This is a genomic window from Streptomyces sp. NBC_01077 (assembly GCF_045162855.1).
Classification (GTDB): domain Bacteria; phylum Actinomycetota; class Actinomycetes; order Streptomycetales; family Streptomycetaceae; genus Streptomyces.
In genome coordinates this window covers 8128199-8143416 of sequence record NZ_CP108669.1, presented here as the reverse complement: position 1 = coordinate 8143416, position 15218 = coordinate 8128199, and the positions used below count along the sequence as shown (strand labels likewise).

The 15218-nt window shown below is 72.8% G+C and carries 14 protein-coding genes and 1 pseudogene; 8 read left to right on the top strand and 7 right to left on the bottom strand.

Annotated features, from left to right (window positions below; genetic code table 11):
* The first annotated feature begins 174 nt into the window (after positions 1 to 174).
* Both OG462_RS36735 and OG462_RS36730 read left to right on the top strand, forming a co-directional pair.
* Positions 175 to 1359 carry an SPFH domain-containing protein gene (locus OG462_RS36735; RefSeq protein WP_406064580.1) on the top strand — a complete coding sequence of 395 codons (1185 nt, stop codon included), beginning with the start codon at positions 175 to 177 and terminating at the stop codon, positions 1357 to 1359.
* A 116-nt stretch (positions 1360 to 1475) separates the two neighbouring features.
* Positions 1476 to 2396 carry a M23 family metallopeptidase gene (locus tag OG462_RS36730; RefSeq protein ID WP_406064578.1) on the top strand — a complete coding sequence of 307 codons (921 nt, stop codon included), beginning with the start codon at positions 1476 to 1478 and terminating at the stop codon, positions 2394 to 2396.
* 120 nt (positions 2397 to 2516) lie between these two features.
* Here OG462_RS36730 and OG462_RS36725 read toward each other — a convergent pair.
* From OG462_RS36725 to OG462_RS36715, 3 genes and pseudogenes are all read right to left on the bottom strand, one after another.
* Positions 2517 to 3197 (bottom strand): annotated as a pseudogene (locus tag OG462_RS36725) (ABC transporter ATP-binding protein); the annotation flags it as partial.
* Positions 3198 to 3234: 37 nt separating this feature from the next.
* Complete coding sequence (locus OG462_RS36720; protein WP_406064576.1) at positions 3235 to 4722, bottom strand: ABC transporter permease; 1488 nt, start codon at positions 4720 to 4722, stop codon at positions 3235 to 3237.
* A 146-nt stretch (positions 4723 to 4868) separates the two neighbouring features.
* On the bottom strand, positions 4869 to 6077 hold the full coding sequence (locus OG462_RS36715; RefSeq protein ID WP_406064574.1) for an ROK family protein: 1209 nt from the start codon (positions 6075 to 6077) through the stop codon (positions 4869 to 4871).
* Positions 6078 to 6211: 134 nt separating this feature from the next.
* On the opposite strand from OG462_RS36715, the gene OG462_RS36710 reads away from it, so the two are divergent.
* The 4 genes from OG462_RS36710 (at position 6212) to OG462_RS36695 (ending at position 8992) form a co-directional block, all read left to right on the top strand.
* Entirely contained in the window at positions 6212 to 6781 is a 570-nt protein-coding gene (locus tag OG462_RS36710) for a winged helix-turn-helix transcriptional regulator (protein ID WP_406064572.1), read from the top strand.
* Positions 6778 to 7716: a ketopantoate reductase family protein gene (locus OG462_RS36705; RefSeq protein WP_406064570.1), complete on the top strand. Its 939-nt coding sequence runs from the start codon at positions 6778 to 6780 to the stop codon at positions 7714 to 7716. The genes OG462_RS36710 and OG462_RS36705 overlap by 4 nt, the downstream gene beginning before the upstream one ends.
* 193 nt (positions 7717 to 7909) lie before the next feature.
* The gene (locus OG462_RS36700; protein WP_406064568.1) at positions 7910 to 8506 is read left to right on the top strand and encodes a DUF1349 domain-containing protein; all 597 of its coding nucleotides are present in this window, start codon (positions 7910 to 7912) and stop codon (positions 8504 to 8506) included.
* Positions 8507 to 8560: 54 nt separating this feature from the next.
* Positions 8561 to 8992, top strand: coding sequence for a transposase (locus tag OG462_RS36695; RefSeq protein WP_406064566.1), 432 nt, complete (start codon positions 8561 to 8563; stop codon positions 8990 to 8992).
* A gap of 57 nt (positions 8993 to 9049) precedes the next feature.
* Here the strand turns inward: OG462_RS36695 and OG462_RS36690 are convergent, their stop codons facing one another.
* On the bottom strand, positions 9050 to 9601 hold the full coding sequence (locus OG462_RS36690; RefSeq protein WP_406064564.1) for an RICIN domain-containing protein: 552 nt from the start codon (positions 9599 to 9601) through the stop codon (positions 9050 to 9052).
* Between the two features lie 498 nt (positions 9602 to 10099).
* On the opposite strand from OG462_RS36690, the gene OG462_RS36685 reads away from it, so the two are divergent.
* The gene (locus OG462_RS36685) at positions 10100 to 10840 is read left to right on the top strand and encodes a class I SAM-dependent methyltransferase (protein ID WP_406064563.1); all 741 of its coding nucleotides are present in this window, start codon (positions 10100 to 10102) and stop codon (positions 10838 to 10840) included.
* A 46-nt stretch (positions 10841 to 10886) separates the two neighbouring features.
* Here OG462_RS36685 and OG462_RS36680 read toward each other — a convergent pair whose 3' ends face one another.
* On the bottom strand, positions 10887 to 11120 hold the full coding sequence (locus OG462_RS36680; protein ID WP_406064561.1) for a hypothetical protein: 234 nt from the start codon (positions 11118 to 11120) through the stop codon (positions 10887 to 10889).
* Between the two features lie 69 nt (positions 11121 to 11189).
* On the bottom strand, positions 11190 to 12812 hold the full coding sequence (locus OG462_RS36675) for an FGGY family carbohydrate kinase (protein WP_406064559.1): 1623 nt from the start codon (positions 12810 to 12812) through the stop codon (positions 11190 to 11192).
* A gap of 117 nt (positions 12813 to 12929) precedes the next feature.
* Between OG462_RS36675 and xylA the strand changes: the two genes are divergently transcribed.
* Positions 12930 to 14099 (top strand): xylose isomerase, encoded by a 1170-nt coding sequence (gene xylA / locus OG462_RS36670; protein WP_406064557.1) that lies wholly within the window; start codon positions 12930 to 12932, stop codon positions 14097 to 14099.
* 19 nt (positions 14100 to 14118) lie between these two features.
* Here the strand turns inward: xylA and OG462_RS36665 are convergent, their stop codons facing one another.
* On the bottom strand, positions 14119 to 15147 hold the full coding sequence (locus tag OG462_RS36665; RefSeq protein ID WP_406064555.1) for a LacI family DNA-binding transcriptional regulator: 1029 nt from the start codon (positions 15145 to 15147) through the stop codon (positions 14119 to 14121).
* Positions 15148 to 15218 lie beyond the last annotated feature (71 nt).

The window sequence follows — 15218 nt, the reverse complement described above, 5'->3', positions numbered from 1 at the left end:
TGAAAACGGTAGGGGCACCCACTGACAACGGCCCCGGGTGAAGCCTTGGCCAAGGGACTTAGGTCCTGGACATTCGGGACGTTCGTCGCGGCATTCCGGACATACACCCCTGTGACGATGGTGCGTGAAGATCATCCGACGTGCCGTCACCTCAGGAACGGCCGGAAGGGCCTCATGACCGAGCCACAGAAGCGGCCCCTGCCCGTCCGTGTGCGCCGGCACACGGACGGCATACCGATGGACGACCTCTTCCGGTCGGCCCCCTCCCAGCAGCCGACCACCACCCTGCCGAGGAGTACGAACCTGACGGCCGATCGGATCGCCTCGACCGTGCGCGCCGGGCAGAGCTCCCCCGGGCGGGCCGCCCGGCCCCGCACGACCGCCCCCGCCGAGTCCCCCACCCCGGCCGCAACCCCCGCCGCCACCGTGGCCACCCTCCCGGCCGCCACCCTCGCCACCCGGCTCCCCCGTCGCCCCCCGCCCACCGACCCCGACGTCAAGGAACGACCCGGTCCCGCGCTCCCCGGCTGGGTGGCCGTCCTGACCGGGCTGACCGCGCTCGCCGGGGTCGCCACGACGCTGTGGCGGGCCCGCCCGCTCCGCGAAGTCGAGCTGCTGCCCTGGGAATGGGCCGCGCTCGCGGCCTGTGTCGTCGTCGCCGTCGTCTCCTTCGGCGGGCTGACCCGTGGCAGGACCGGCTCCGCCTGGGTGCTCTCGCTCTTCGGCCGCTACCGGGGCAGCGTGCGCCGCACCGGCCTCGTCTGGATCAGCCCCTTCGTGCTGCGTCGCCGGATCGACGTACGGCTGCGGCACTGGCGCAGCGAACCGATCGCCGTCGTCGACGCCGAGGGTTCGGCGCTGCGCGTGGTGGTCCTGGTCGTGTGGTCCGTACGGGACACGGCCCGCGCACTGCTCTCCGTCGACGACCATCTCGGCTATCTCCGCGAGCAGGTGGAGGCGGCGGCCGCGCGGGTGCTCTCGCAGCTCCCCGCCGACGCCTTCCGGGGCGACGCGCCGACCCTGCGGGACGCCGAGGCGGTCGGCGACGCGCTGACGCGCATGCTCGCGGCCGAGTGCCGGCCGGTCGGCATCACCGTCTTCTCCGCGCAGCCGACCCGGATCGAGTACGCCCCCGAGGTCGCCGACGCCATGCGTCGGCGGCAGATCGCCGCCCTGGACGCCAAGCACCGGGACTCGGTCCTCACCTGCGTGATCGACGCCGTGGACGACACCGTGACCCGGCTGACCACGCGCGGGCTCGTCGAACTCGACACCTTCGAACGCCAGGCCCTGGTCAAGGACTTGACCGTGGCCTTCTACACCCGGAGTGGCGGCCCGGCCGACCCGAATCAGGAGTGAAGAGGAACGTGGACACCTTCGCATGCACGACCCCCACATGCACGACCCCCACATGCACCGCCCCCGCATGCACCGCCGCCGCATTCACCGCTCCCGCATTCAGCGATGAGATACCCGTGGACTGCGGCTGCGCGGGCTGCGCCGACGCCGCCCGGCGCGCGGCCGTGGACGGACCGCGCACGATGGTCACCCTGCACGGAGTACGCCGCGCGGTCGTCGCGACCGTGGGCGCGGTCGCCCTGGCCGGCGCGGCCGCGGGGACGGCGGCCGCCGAACCCGCCCCGGCGCACGCGGGCTGGGACGGCTCGAAGTACTGGTTCAGGAACGCGGCCGGCGAGTGGCGCTGGACCAGCCACGCCACGACGTACGAGCAGCGCACCGGAGCCTCGGCCGCCGCCTCCCCCGGGAGCGGCGGCCGGAGCGGTGAGCCGGTCTTCCGGGGCCGCCAGGGCTGGGACGCCCAGGACCGGGTCTACTGGTACAAGTCCCGTGGCCACTGGTACTGGACCAGCCACGCCTGGAAGTACCAGCAGCGAACGGGCCTGTCCGGCGACACGTCCGAGCCGTCGAAGCCGTCCGATCCGTCCAGGCCGCCCGGCGCTTCGAAGCCGTCTGCACCCTCCGGCTCCTCGCGGGACTGGACGGCGCCGGTCTCCTCGTTCGTCTACACGGGCTACTACGGGCAGCGCGGTTCCTGGTCGAAGGGCTACCACACGGGGCAGGACTTCGCCGTGCCGACGGGGACGACGGTCCGCTCGGTCGGTCCCGGCCGGGTGGTGACCGCCGGGTACGGCCGCTCGTACGGCTACGAGGTGGTGATCCGCCACCCGGACGGCCGCTACACCCAGTACGCCCATCTTTCCCGCATCGACGTGTCACCCGGCCAGAGCGTGTCGGCCGGCCGGCGCATCGCGCGGTCCGGCGCGACCGGGCGGGTGACGGGTCCGCATCTGCACTTCGAGGTGCGGACCACGCCGTACTTCGGGTCGGACATCAACCCGCTGGCCTATCTGCGCGGCCACGGCGTGACCGTGTAGCGGCCCACGAACCTGGGCCACGACGGTAGTTGCTCAGGCCTCGACCGGATCCGGCGTCGAGTTCGACGACTGGTTCGGCGTCGGGTTCGGCGTCGGGTTCGGTGCCGGGTCGGGCGTCCCCGCCGCGCGGTTCTCCTTGATCGTGATCCGGCCCTTGCGGATCGTGGCGAGGCGGGGCGCCCGGCGGGCGATCGCGCTGTCGTGGGTGACCATGACGAAGGTCAACCCGTGTTCCTTCCACAGCCCTTCGAGCAGATCGACGATCTCGTCGCGCATCGACTCGTCGAGATTTCCGGTGGGTTCGTCGGCGAGCAGCACCTTCGGGCGCTTCACGAGCGCGCGGGCGATCGCCACCCGCTGCTGCTGGCCGCCGGAGAGCTCGGACGGCAGATGTCCGCTGCGTTCGCCGAGCCCCACCGACTCCAGGGCCTCGGCGGCCCGGCTCCGCCGCTCGGCGGGCCTGACGCCGAGCGGGACGAGCGCGGTCTCCACGTTCTCCTGCGCGGTGAGCGTGGGAATGAGGTTGAAGCTCTGGAAGACGAAGCCGATGTTCTGCCCGCGTACGGCCGTCAGCTTGCGCTCCGGGAGTGCGGCGAGGTCGGTGCCGTCGAGCAGGACCTGGCCGGAGGTCGGGCGGTCGAGGCCGCCGAGCATCTGGAGAAGCGTCGACTTGCCGCCGCCCGTGGGCCCTTGGATGACCAGCCGGTCGCCCTGCGCCAGGGTGAGGTCGACCCCCGCGAGCGCGTCGACTCTCTCCTGCCCCCGACGGTACTGCTTGGTGACGCCGATGAGTTCGTACATGGTGCAACTCCTGTGGTACGTAGGCGGGTTCGGGTGACTACTCGACGCGGCGCAGCGCGTCGGCGGGACGCAGTCGCGAGGCGCGCCAGGCGCCGAAGGCACCCGCGACGAGGCCGCCGCCGAGGGCGAGGAGAACGGCGAGACCCACCGTGGTGACGCTGACCGGTGCGGTGAGGGCGATGTCGACGGTCTTGGCGGCGGCCGTGCTGCCGGGCCCACCACCGAAGACCATGCCGCCGCGTCCGCCACGGCCTCCGAACGCACTGCCGGTCGCACCGAGTTCGGCGGTCAGCGTCGGACTGGCGGCGGTCACCGCGTACGCTCCGGCCAGACCGACCACGATGCCGAGGGCTCCGCCGATGAAGCCGTTGACTAGGGCCTCGCCGACCACCTGACGGGTGACGCGACCGCTCTTCCAGCCGAGCGCCTTGAGCGTGCCGAACTCACGGACCCGGCGGGTGACGGCGGAGGAGGTGAGGAGACCCGCGACGAGGATGGCGGCGAGCAGCACGGCGTACGAGAGCCACCTGCCCACGTTCGAGGCGAGATCGGCCGCCGTGTCGAGCGAGCCGGAGACCGTCTGGGCGAGGTCGGCCGAGGTGGTGACGGTGGTGCCGGTGACGTTCTTCTGGATGGCGGTCTTGACCGCGTCGATGCGCGTCGAGTCGGTCGCCTTCACATAGATCGTGGTGATCTCGGCCGCGGAGGCGGAGAGCGTCTGCGCCTGCTTCAGCGGCAGATAGACCTGGGCGGCGGACTGGCCGCGGTCGGCGGTCGCGATGCCGATGATCTCGAACTTCACGTTCTTGACGGTCAGTTCGGCGCCGAGGGCGAGATCCTTCTCCTGGGCGTAGGCGCTGTCGACGACGGCGACCTCGGCGTCGGTCTCGGTGGTCCTGAACGTGCGTCCCTGAGAGACGGTGGAGGTGGTGAGGGGGCCGAGGTCGGGGGCGGTGACGTCGGTGCCGTAGAGCGTGAAGGAGTCGACGTCGAAGGCGGCGCCGCCGCCGGTGACGGTGTCACCCGGCCCGGAGCCGCCACCGCTGCCACTGCCGTTGCCGCCGTTCTCGCCGCCCGACCGGCCCTGCTGGGTCTGGCCGCGCTGGATCCGGCCGCGCGCGAACTCGCCGTCGATCTTCAGATTGACGAGGCTGAGTCCGCCCACCGCACGGTCGACACCGGGCTGTCCGGCGACCGTGGCGACGGTGGAGTCCGGGAGGGTCTGGAAGCCCTGGACCATCAGACGGTCGCTGCTCTGCTCCTCGCCCTCCTCCTTGCCCTGGAACTCGAACCGGGGACGCTGCGGCTGCGCGCCGTCCGCCGGCCGTTCCTGCGCCTTGGTCACCGTCAGGTCCGTACCGAGGCCGTAGAGGGACTCCAGAACCTTTCCCTGGGCCTGATTCATGCCGGCGGAGACGGAGTTGACGACGATGACCAGCGCGATTCCGAGCGCGAGCCCGGAGGCGACGACGAGCGCCGCCTTTCTGCGACGGCGCAGTTCGCGCCGGAGGTAGGTGAAGAACATGGGCGTGAAGCTAGGGGCGACGTGTGATGACGGGATAAGGCCGGCGTGAGAGCGGGATGAGAGTGGTCGAACTCCAGGGCTGCGCCAGGATCACACCGGCTGGGCCGCCGACACCGCCGGCCGGGCCTTCCCGGCGCGTACCTCCGTCAGGCCCCCGCGACCGTGGCGTACGCCAGTGGGTCGGCCAGCACGTCGTGGAGAACGAGGGCCGCCGCGCCCCGGGAGGCGTCGGCGGCGGCGGACGCGGGGCGGAGGCGGCCCGCGTCCGGGGTCCAGAGCCCGGAGACGGCGCGGTCGGAGAGCTCCTCGGCCAGGGCAGGGACGAGCCACGGCATCAGCTGCGGATAGATGCCGCCGAGGACGACCGCCTCGGGGTCGAGAAGGTTCACGGCACCGGACAGGGCCCGCCCGAGCATCCTGCCCGCCTCCGCGAGCGCGGCGAGGGCCCGCGGATCGCCCGCCCCGGCGCGGTCCGTCAGGTCCGGGACGCCGGTGGACTGCGCCGCCCGGAGGAGCGCGGCCTGGCCGGCGTACTGCTCCAGACAACCGCGTGAGCCGCAGCGGCAGCGGGGCCCTTCCGCGTCGACGACGAGGTGGCCGATCTCGCCGGCGAAGCCGTGCGCGCCGCGGAGGAGTTCGCCGTGGACGACGATCGCGCCGCCGACGCCGATCTCCCCCGTCAGGTGCAGAAAGGTGCGGAGGTCGCCGAGCGTGCCGAACCACAGCTCGGCGAGGGCCGCCATGTTGGCCTCGTTGTCGGAGGTCAGGGCGAGGCCCGCGGTGCCGGGGCGCAGGGCGGTGAGGGCCTCGCCGAAGAGACGCTCGGCGTCGACCTCGTACCAGCCGAGGTTGGGGGCCTGCCGGACGGCTCCGCCGGAGACGAGGCCGGGCAGGGCGAGTCCGGCGCCCGCCGGGAGGAGGCGTCGTTCGGCGGCGCTGTCCAGGACGTCGGCGGCGATACGGGCGGCGCGGGCCAGCACCTCGGGGGCGGCGGCACGGTTGTCGAGGCGCTCGGTGCGGCGGACGCGGTCGGTGCCGGTGAGGTCGACGACGCAGACCGTCACGTAGTCGACGTTGATCTCGACGCCGAGTCCGGCGGCTCCGGTGTCCGCGGGTTTCAGGACGGTGCCCGGCCGTCCCGCCTGCCCACTGAACGTCTTGCCCGATTCGACGAGGAAGCCGAGGTCGAGGAGTTGCTCGACGAGAGAGGAGACGGCGGGGCGGGTCAGGCCGACGCGGGCGGCGACGGCCGCCCGTGTCGTCTCGCCCGCGTCGTGGACGGTCCGCAGGACGAGGCTCAGGTTGTGCCGGCGCACGCCCGACTTGTCGGCCTTGGGTTCCGTGGGCTGGTTCATCGAGCGCGAGCCTAGTCGCCCGATTCGCTCACCTGAAAACAACTCCGCCGCCCGAAGGCGACTCCGCCTGCGGAGAACGGCTCCGTCCACCAAAACAGTTCAGTCACCGAACTGTTCTGCGCTAGGGTCCGGGTATGACGCTTCCGCGTGACTACCGCGGCCAGACCTGTGCCCTCGCCCGCTCGATGGAGATCGTCGGCGAGCGCTGGACACTGCTGATCCTGCGCGACGCCTTCTACGGGGTCCGCAGGTTCGGGGAGTTCGCCGCACATCTGGGCGTGCCCCGGGCCGTCCTCACCGACCGGCTCACCACCCTCACCGAGGCGCGCGTCCTGGAGCGCCGCCCCGAGACGGGCACCGGCCGCCGCGAGGTGTACGCGCTCACGCCCAAGGGGGTCGCCCTCTGGCCGGCGGTCCGCGCGCTCACCGCGTGGGGCGAGGAGTTCCACGCGGCGGACGGCGGCCCGCGCCGCGTCTTCCTGCACGCCGGGGACGAGGCCCCGCTCGACGGGGACGGTCGCTGTACGGGCTGCGGCACGGCCGTTCCCGTCGCGGACGTCCTGGTCGCCCCCGGCCCGGGGCTCGCCCCCTCCACCCCGGACGACGACCCCGTGACGGCCGCGCTCGCCCGGCCGCACCGACTGCTCCAACCCCTGCTCACCATCGCGCCCTCGGGGCGCTCCACGAGAGGTCCCCTACGATGAAGATCCTGGTCGTCGGCGCCGGTGCCACCGGTGGCTACTTCGGTGCCCTGCTCGCCCGTGCCGGACAGGACGTCACCTTCCTGGTCCGCCCGGCCCGGGCGGCAGCGCTGCGCGAACGCGGGCTGCGCGTGGTGGGCCGGGACGAGGAGTGGGTCCTCACGCCCCGCCTCGTGACGGCCGACGCGCTCGACACCCCGTACGACCTCGTCCTGCTGTCGGTGAAGTCCACCGGCCTGGATCAGGCGATCGATGACGTCGCGCCGGCCGTCGGACCGGACACGGCCGTCGTGCCGCTCCTCAACGGTCTCGCCCACATCGACGCCCTCAACGCCCGCTTCGGGAGCTCGGCCGTCCTCGGCGGCGTGGCCAAGGTGGTCACCACGCTCGACGAGACGGGTGACATCCGGCGGCTCGCCCCGCTGGCCCATCTGACGCTCGGCGAGCAGGACGGCACGGCCTCCGCGCGCGTGGCGAAGTTCCGGGCAGTGCTGGAGGAGGCGGGCATCGCCTCCCCCGAGCCGGAGCACGCGGTCACGGCGATGTGGTCGAAGTGGGTGTTCATCACGACCTTCGGCGCCGTGACGAGCCTGATGCGGGGCACGGTCGGCGATGTGTACGACACGCCGGGCGGTCCCGCCCTGGCCCCGGCGCTGCTCGACGAGGCGGCCGCGGTCGCCGCCGCGGCCGGACACCCCGTGACGGAGGCGGAGCGGGCGGCGACGCTCGCCGTGGTGTCCGCGTCGGGTTCGCCGATGGTCCCGTCCCTCTACCGCGATCTGACGGCCGGCCGTCCGACCGAGGTCGAGCACCTCTTCGGCGACCTGACGGCCCGCGCGCGTGCCCTGGGCGTGGCGACGCCCCTCCTGGACCTGGCGACGCTGCACCTGCGGGTGCACCAGCGGCGGGTCACGGCGGGGGCGGGTGTCGGGGCCTGACGGGGGGGGCGTCGGCCGGGGGCACGGCAGGGAACGGGCCAGAGAGCGGGGCGGCTGGGACACTGGGCGGCCGCAGGGCGGCCGTTCGGGGACGGCCCCGGAAGCGGATGTGCCGAGTTGGACTCTCGTACCAGCTCTTGGATCCTTGGCGGAGTCCGTGGCGAGCTCCCGCCCGGCTCGCGATCATGACGCCATGAACGTCGACAACTCGCTCCCGCTCGGCCTGAACTGGCTGACCGAGCCGGCCGCCTGGTCCCTCGCCGGAGACGTCCTGACCGTCACCGCCGCCCCGCGCACGGACGTCTTCACGGACCCCCTCGGCGGGGCGGCGCGACGTGACGCCGCCATGGCCTTCACCACTCCCCCGGACGGCGACTGGCAGTTCTCGGCCCGGCTGCGCGTCGGGTTCCGGTCCGCGTGGGACGCGGGTGCGCTCGTCGTCCGGTCCGACGACGACCACTGGGCCAAGCTCAACTTCGAGCAGGCGCCCGACGGGGTTCCCAGCATCTACTCGGTCGTGACCCGCGGGCGGTCCGACGACGCGCTCGCGGGCCCCGTGGCAGGAGACGCGCTGTGGCTGCGGATCAGCCGGATCGCGGAGGGGTTCGCCTTCCACGTCTCTGACGACGGCGACTTCTGGCGCCTGGTACGGCAGTTCGCCCTGGAAGGCCCCCGTCCTCCACGGGTCGGCATCGAGGTCCAGTCACCCGTCGGCGAGGGGTGCCGCGTCGACTTCGACGACCTCCACCTCACCCCGACGAGCCTGGCCCACCTCTTCGACGGCCGATGACACCGCCGTAACACCTGTACGTGGCCCTCGTACGCGACCACCCGCCTGCAGTCCTTGGCCGACGCGAAGGGTGCGATCGCGTGGGACTTGGGCGTCGACTCCACGGTATGCCGTGCCCGTCAGCATGCGGCCGGGGCCCGACAGGGCGATCTGCAGAATGAACCGCCGGGTCGTGTGTTCGCCGAGCCTGGTGATCACGGGCCGGGACGTTCGCGCGGCGGGTTCACCACCAAGCTGCACCTGGCCGTCGAGCAAGGCCAGAAGCCCATGTCGATCGTGGTGACGGCAGGCCGGCGTGGAGACTCGCCGCAGTTCGAACCAGTGCTGGAGAAGGTCCGCGTGCCCCGTATCAGGTTGGGCCGGCCGCGCGTCCGTCCCGATCGTGTGCGGGCTGACAAGGCGTACGCCTTCCGCAGGATCCGTGCCCATCTGCGCCGCCGGGGGATCCGCTGCACTTCCTACCTGGCGCCGGTGGCCGGGGCCTGACGGTCACGGGAGAAGGCGGGCGGGCGCCGGGCAGATGCCCGGCGCCCGCCCAGGGGCTTACCAGTCCACGGGCCTGTTCCTGAAGCCCTGGTTGTCGCCGTAGTGGCAGTCCCACAGCCGCGCGCGGGCGCCCGGCTGCGTGCTCCAGTCGGCTATCTCCAGGCACTTGCCCTGGACGTACGAGTAGTCCATGTAGAGAATGCCGTCGCCGCCGTGGAAGAGCTGGTTGAGGCCGTAGTGGCAGTCCCACTGGTTGGCGGTCGCACCGTTGTTGCGCCCCCAGCCGCCGATCTCCAGGCACTTGTTGCTGTTGACGTTGACGTAGTAGGACGACCCGACGAGATCGTTCGACCGCCAGAAGCGGTGCCACTTCTGGTTGGCGCCACCGGTGCAGGGCCACTGGCGGACGGCCGCGCCGTTCGCCGTGCTCCAGTCCGCCACCTCAAGACACTGGCCGGAGTGGTCCACGCGGATCTCGACGGTGCCGAGGTAGGTGAAGGAGGGCTCGGCCGCCTGGGCCGGAACGGCCGAGACGCCGAAGACGAGACCGAGGGATGCGGCAAGAACGAGCAGGCCGCGACGGGCGCGGACGATCGGGTTGAACTTCATGGTCCTCTGCAATCAGGAAGGCTCCGGCCTATGGCCGGAAATCATTGTCATGATCGCATAAGTGTCCGCATCAACTGATCTCTCCGGAACACCACTTGATGACAGAAATCGGAACGTCTTCCTCCGCTCTGTCCGCTTCAGTGCACCGGCCCTCGCTGGGCGAAGGGTGCTCGGGCCGCACCCCGGTCGTGCCCCTCGTCCGTGCCGTCCGTGGCCCCCGCCGGGAGCTCGGGCGGCGTGTACGTCGTCAGGGACACGGCGGCCGGGCCGGGGCGGACCACGCCCAGGAGGGGTTGGCCGCGATCGTGGCGCCTCGGTCAGGGCCTGGAGCCGGGTGAGGATGCGCTGCCAGGCGTCGCGGGCCAGGCGGGACTTTCCGGACACGACCTGGGGCTCGTCCGGCGGATCACGGGCCGAGCCAGGGCCGGACCGAGGCGAGGACCGGCCAGTGCCCTAATCGTGTTGACCGCCCCCGGCAGGCAGTGCTGGAGTCGGCACGTGGACAGCATCCCCGCCAACCGGCGGCTCTGGAACCAGATCAGCAACGCCTACCAGCACGAGCACGACCCGCAAATCGGCGCCGCACCCCGGCTGTGGGGCATGTACTCCATCCCCGACGCGCACCTGCAGGCCCTGGGCGACGTCACCGGCAAGCGCGTCCTCGAACTCGGCTGCGGCGCCGGCCAGTGGTCCAGGGCGCTCGCCGCCGAGGGCGCCACCGTGGTCGGGCTCGACCTGTCCGAAGCCCAACTCGCCGCAGCGGCCCGCGCGATGGGAGCGGCCCGCTACCCGCTGGTGCAAGGCGCCGCCGAACAACTCCCCTTCGCCGCCGACAGCTTCGACCTGGTGTTCTGCGACTTCGGTGGGCTCAGCTGGGCGCCCCCGCACCTGGCCGTCCCGCAGGCCGCACGCATCCTGCGCCGCGGTGGGCGCCTGGTGTTCAACGTCGCCAGCCCATGGTTCGAAGCCTGCTACGACGAAGCCGCCGGCCGCGTGACCACGACGCTGCAGCAGGACTACTTCGGGCTGAACACCATCGCCGAAGACGACGGCGCGACCAGCTACCAGCTCACCTACGGCGACTGGGTCAAGGTCCTGCGCGGCGCGGGTCTCATCATCGACGACCTCATCGAGCCGCGGCCCGAACTCGGAACACCCAACGGCTACAACGAAACCGACCCACCCGACTGGGCACACCGCTGGCCGGCGGAACTGCTCTGGGTAACCCACAAACCGTAAGTTCCGCCGCGCCGAGACGTGAAGGCAGCCCCTCGCCGGACAGGCCCTAGGGGCGACCGCTCCGGCGGCTGTACGTGTCGCTCGCCGTGGGGACGGAGTTGTGGACGGCCGCGGCGCCGTAGGACACCCGGTCGTGGCGGGCCTGGCGCAGGGCCTCCTGCTCCAGGAGCAGGCCCTCGACCGTGTCCGTCCTCCGGCCACGTCCTCGGCGTACCAACGTGACGACCATCAGCGCCCCCGCACCGCCGAGGATCCCGAACAGGATCATGACTGCTATCACGTGTGCCTCCCCCGTCGTTTATCGCAGGGTAAGGCGCCGGTCGTCGGCGGGCCAGGGTCGCGGGTCACCTCATGACGCGACCGGGCCGCTCAGCAGCGTCGGCGTGGCGGCCGCCAGGACCCCCTCGATGCGGTTCCAGGTCTCCTCGTCGCGTCCCACCGGGGGCAGGACCTCGCCCGACCCCGTTCCCCAGGCCGTCGTCAGGGCCACCGGGTCCGCGCCCGTCACCGCGCCGGCCGCGAGGGCCGCCGCGCCGAGGGCGACGAGCTCGTCGGCGGCGGGGACGATCAGCGGGCGGCCGGACAGCCTGCGCACGGTCTCGGTCCAGGCGCGGCCCCGTGCGCCGCCGCCGATGAGGCGCAGCGGCCGGTCCCGTACGGCAGGGTCTGCCGGGTCGAGGCCGCAGGCGGCGAGGAGGTGGTCGAGGGCGCGCAGCACCGTGAAGGCCGCGCCTTCGTAGGCGGCGCCGAGGACCGACCGGGGGTCGGTGCTGTGCCTGAGGCCGGTGACGAGCCCCGAGGCGTGGGGCAGGTCGGGGGTGCGTTCGCCGTCGAGATACGGCAGTACGACGACTCCGCCGCCTCCGCCCGGCGCCGCGTCCTCGCGGTCCAGGCCGAGGAGCGTGGCGAACCGGTCCACGGCGAGCGTGCAGTTGAGGGTGCAGCCGAGCGGGAGGTACGCGCCGTCGGTGGCGGCGAATCCGGCGAGTCCGGGGTCGGCCGGGCGGGTGTGGGTCGCGGCGAAGACGGTGCCGGAGGTGCCGAGGCTGACGACCGGGTGGTCGAGGAGTCCCGCGCCGCCGAGGCCGAGGCCGACGGCGGCGGCCATGTTGTCGCCGGTCCCGGCGGCGACGACGACGGTTCGCGGGAGCCCGAGGGCTTCGGCGGCGGCCTGGGTCAGGGTGCCGACGCGGGTGGCGCCGCCGGGCGCGACGGCGGGCAGCAGGGCCGGGTCGAGACCGATGAGGTCGAGGATCTCGCGGTCGTAGGCGCGGGCGGGACCCGTGCCGTCGTGGTCGCCGGAGCGGCTGTCGTGGGCGCCGGAGGCGCCGTCGTGGGCGCCGGGGAGGTCCCGGCGGGCGGAGGCGCCGGTGACGTCCTCGTGGTCGTACGTGCCGGCGGCGGTCCCGTACCAGCAGGTTCCCGAGGCGTCCCCGGGGTCGGTCACGGCGACTCCGGCGAGGCGCTCGGTGAGGTGGTCGTGCGGGAGACGCACCCCGGCGACCGCCGCCGCGTGCTGGGGTTCGTGTGCGCGCAGCCACTGCCACTTGGCTGCGGTCATGGAGGCGACGGGCACCGAGCCGGTGCGTTCCAGCCAGGCGGCGGGGCCGCCGAGGCGGGCGGCGAGGGCGGCGGCCTGAGGTGCGGAGCGGGTGTCGTTCCAGAGCAGGGCGGGGCGCAGGGGGCGTCCGTCGGCGCCGAGGGTGACGAGGCCGTGCTGCTGTCCGGCGACGGCGATGCCGGTGACGGCGTCGGCCGGGACGCCCGCGTCGCGTACCGCCGCACGGACGGCCGTGACGAGGGCGGTCCACCACTCCTCGGGATCGCTCTCGCGCGCGCCGGCGGAGCCGGTGACGGTGTGCGGGGCGCGGCCGAGGGCGAGGAGCTCGCCGGTGTCGGCGTCGACGGCCACGGCCTTGGTGGACTGCGTGGAGCTGTCCACGCCGATCACGACGGAGCGGCTCGTGGGCACGCCCTCACCTCTTTCCTGTGGTTCGTCCGGGGGCGATTCATGGCAGGGACTGGCGCCCCGGTGCGTCCATCCCGTATTAGTTATCTCAGAAAACAAATCCCAAGAGAAGGACACACCATGCCGGATCTCTTCTCCCCCACCCCCGAGGACCGGTTCACCTTCGGCCTGTGGACCGTCGGCTGGCAGGGCCGCGACCCGTTCGGCGAGGCCACCCGCCCGGCCCTCGACCCCGTCGAGGCGGTGGAGCAGCTCGCCGCCCTCGGCGCGTACGGCGTCACCTTCCACGACGACGACCTGATCCCCTTCGGCACCCCGGACGCCGAGCGCGACGCGATCGTCAAGCGCTTCCGGGCCGCGCTCGACCGCACGGGGCTCGCGGTGCCGATGGCCACCACGAACCTCTTCACCCACCCCGTCTTCAAGGACGGCGGCTTCACCGCCAACGACCGGGACGTCCGCCGCTTCGCCCTGCGCAAGACCCTCCGCAACATCGACCTGGCCGTCGAACTCGGCGCCACGGTCTACGTGGCCTGGGGCGGCCGGGAAGGCGCCGAGTCCGGCGCGGCGAAGGACGTCCGGGTCGCCCTCGACCGCATGAAGGAGGCCTTCGACCTGCTCGGCCAGTACGTCACCGAGCAGGGCTACGACCTGCGCTTCGCCATCGAGCCCAAGCCGAACGAGCCGCGCGGTGACATCCTGCTGCCCACGATCGGGCACGCTCTGGCCTTCATCGAGCGTCTGGAGCGCCCCGAACTGGTCGGCGTGAACCCGGAGACGGGCCACGAGCAGATGGCCGGCCTCAACTTCCCGCACGGCATCGCGCAGGCCCTGTGGGCGGGCAAGCTCTTCCACATCGACCTGAACGGCCAGTCCGGCATCAAGTACGACCAGGACTTCCGCTTCGGCGCGGGCGATCTGCGCCAGGCGTTCTGGCTGGTGGATCTCCTGGAGACCGCCGGGTACGAGGGGCCGCGTCACTTCGACTTCAAGCCGGTGCGGACGGACGGCGCCGACGGGGTGTGGGAGTCCGCGAAGAACTGCATGCGCAACTACCTGATCCTCAAGGAGCGCGCGGCGGCCTTCCGCGCCGACCCGGACGTCCAGCAGGCCCTGGCCGCCTCCCGTCTGCCCGAACTCGCCGTCCCCACGGCCGCCGACGGCCTCGCGGGGCTGCTCGCCGACCCCACGGCGTACGAGACCTTCGACCCGGACGTGGCGGCGGCCCGCTCCATGGCCTTCGAACGCCTCGACCAGCTGGCCCTGGAGCACCTGCTCGGCGTCCGCTGACGCCCGCGCCCCGGGGAGGTCAGTGCCCGGCGAGGGTCGAGCGGCGGACGACCAGTTCCGGCTGGAGCACCACGTGTTCGTGCCGGTGGTCGGCCGCCTGCTCGCCGGTTTCGTCCAGGAGCAGCTCGGCCGCCTTGGCGCCGAGCGTCAGCGCCGGCTGGCGCACCGACGTCAGGGGTACGGTCGCGGCCGCCGCGAACTCGATGTCGTCGTAGCCGACGATGGCCATGTCCTCCGGGACCCGGACCCCCGCCGCGTACAGGGACTGGAGCACACCGAGCGCCAGCAGGTCGTTGGCGCAGAAGACGGCCGTCGGCCGGTCGGCGAGGCCGAGCAGGCGGGAGCCCGCGTCGCGCCCCGAGGCCACGTCGAGGCGCTCGGCCGGAATCTCCCGGAGCGCCGACGCGGGCAGTCCGGCCTCGGCGAGCGCGAGGAGGGCGCCCTCGCGCCGGTCGCGGATCTGCTGGAGATGGGACGGGCCGCTGACGTACGCGAAGGAGCGGTGTCCCGTCGCGGCGAGGTGCCGGATCGCCAGCGAGCCGCCGACGACATCGTCGACGGAGACCGAGCAGCCGGCGCCGTCGCCCGCCACCCGGTCGACGAGTACGGACGCGATGCCGTGGCGGCGGAACTCGCGCAGGTTCGCGCCGCTGGGGTCGGCGGGGGTGACGAGGACGCCCCGGACGCGCTGCTCGGCGAAGAGGGAGAGGTAGTCGGCCTCGTCCCGGGCGTTCTGGTCGCTGTTGCAGACCATGACGCCCAGACCGGCGGCCCGGGCGGTGCGCTCGGCGCCCCGGGCGATGTCGACGAAGAAGGGGTTGCCCATGTCGAGGACGAGCAGCGCCATGATCCTGCTGCGGCCGGCCCGCAGCTGGCGGGCGGACTCGCTGCGTACGTAGCCGAGGCGGGCGATGACCCGCCGCACGTGCTGGAGCGTCGCGGGCGAGACCCGGTCCGGCTGGTTGATCACGTTCGAGACGGTGCCGACGGAGACTCCCGCCTCACGGGCCACGTCCTTGATCCCGACCGTCCGCGCGGTGTCCGTCATCCGTCCCACCTGGCCCGTCCTGCCCCTACCGCCCCGTCCGGGCGAGGTCCCGCCCCGGTTTTCATCCTATG

Coding starts and splice junctions, on each gene's coding strand:
- OG462_RS36735 (WP_406064580.1), top strand. CDS start 175: ATGACCGAGCCACAGAAGCGGCCCCTGCCCGTCCGTGTGCGCCGGCAC.
- OG462_RS36720 (WP_406064576.1), bottom strand. CDS start 4,722: ATGTTCTTCACCTACCTCCGGCGCGAACTGCGCCGTCGCAGAAAGGCG.
- OG462_RS36715 (WP_406064574.1), bottom strand. CDS start 6,077: ATGAACCAGCCCACGGAACCCAAGGCCGACAAGTCGGGCGTGCGCCGG.
- OG462_RS36710 (WP_406064572.1), top strand. CDS start 6,212: ATGACGCTTCCGCGTGACTACCGCGGCCAGACCTGTGCCCTCGCCCGC.
- OG462_RS36705 (WP_406064570.1), top strand. CDS start 6,778: ATGAAGATCCTGGTCGTCGGCGCCGGTGCCACCGGTGGCTACTTCGGT.
- OG462_RS36700 (WP_406064568.1), top strand. CDS start 7,910: ATGAACGTCGACAACTCGCTCCCGCTCGGCCTGAACTGGCTGACCGAG.
- OG462_RS36690 (WP_406064564.1), bottom strand. CDS start 9,601: ATGAAGTTCAACCCGATCGTCCGCGCCCGTCGCGGCCTGCTCGTTCTT.
- xylA (WP_406064557.1), top strand. CDS start 12,930: ATGCCGGATCTCTTCTCCCCCACCCCCGAGGACCGGTTCACCTTCGGC.
- OG462_RS36665 (WP_406064555.1), bottom strand. CDS start 15,147: ATGACGGACACCGCGCGGACGGTCGGGATCAAGGACGTGGCCCGTGAG.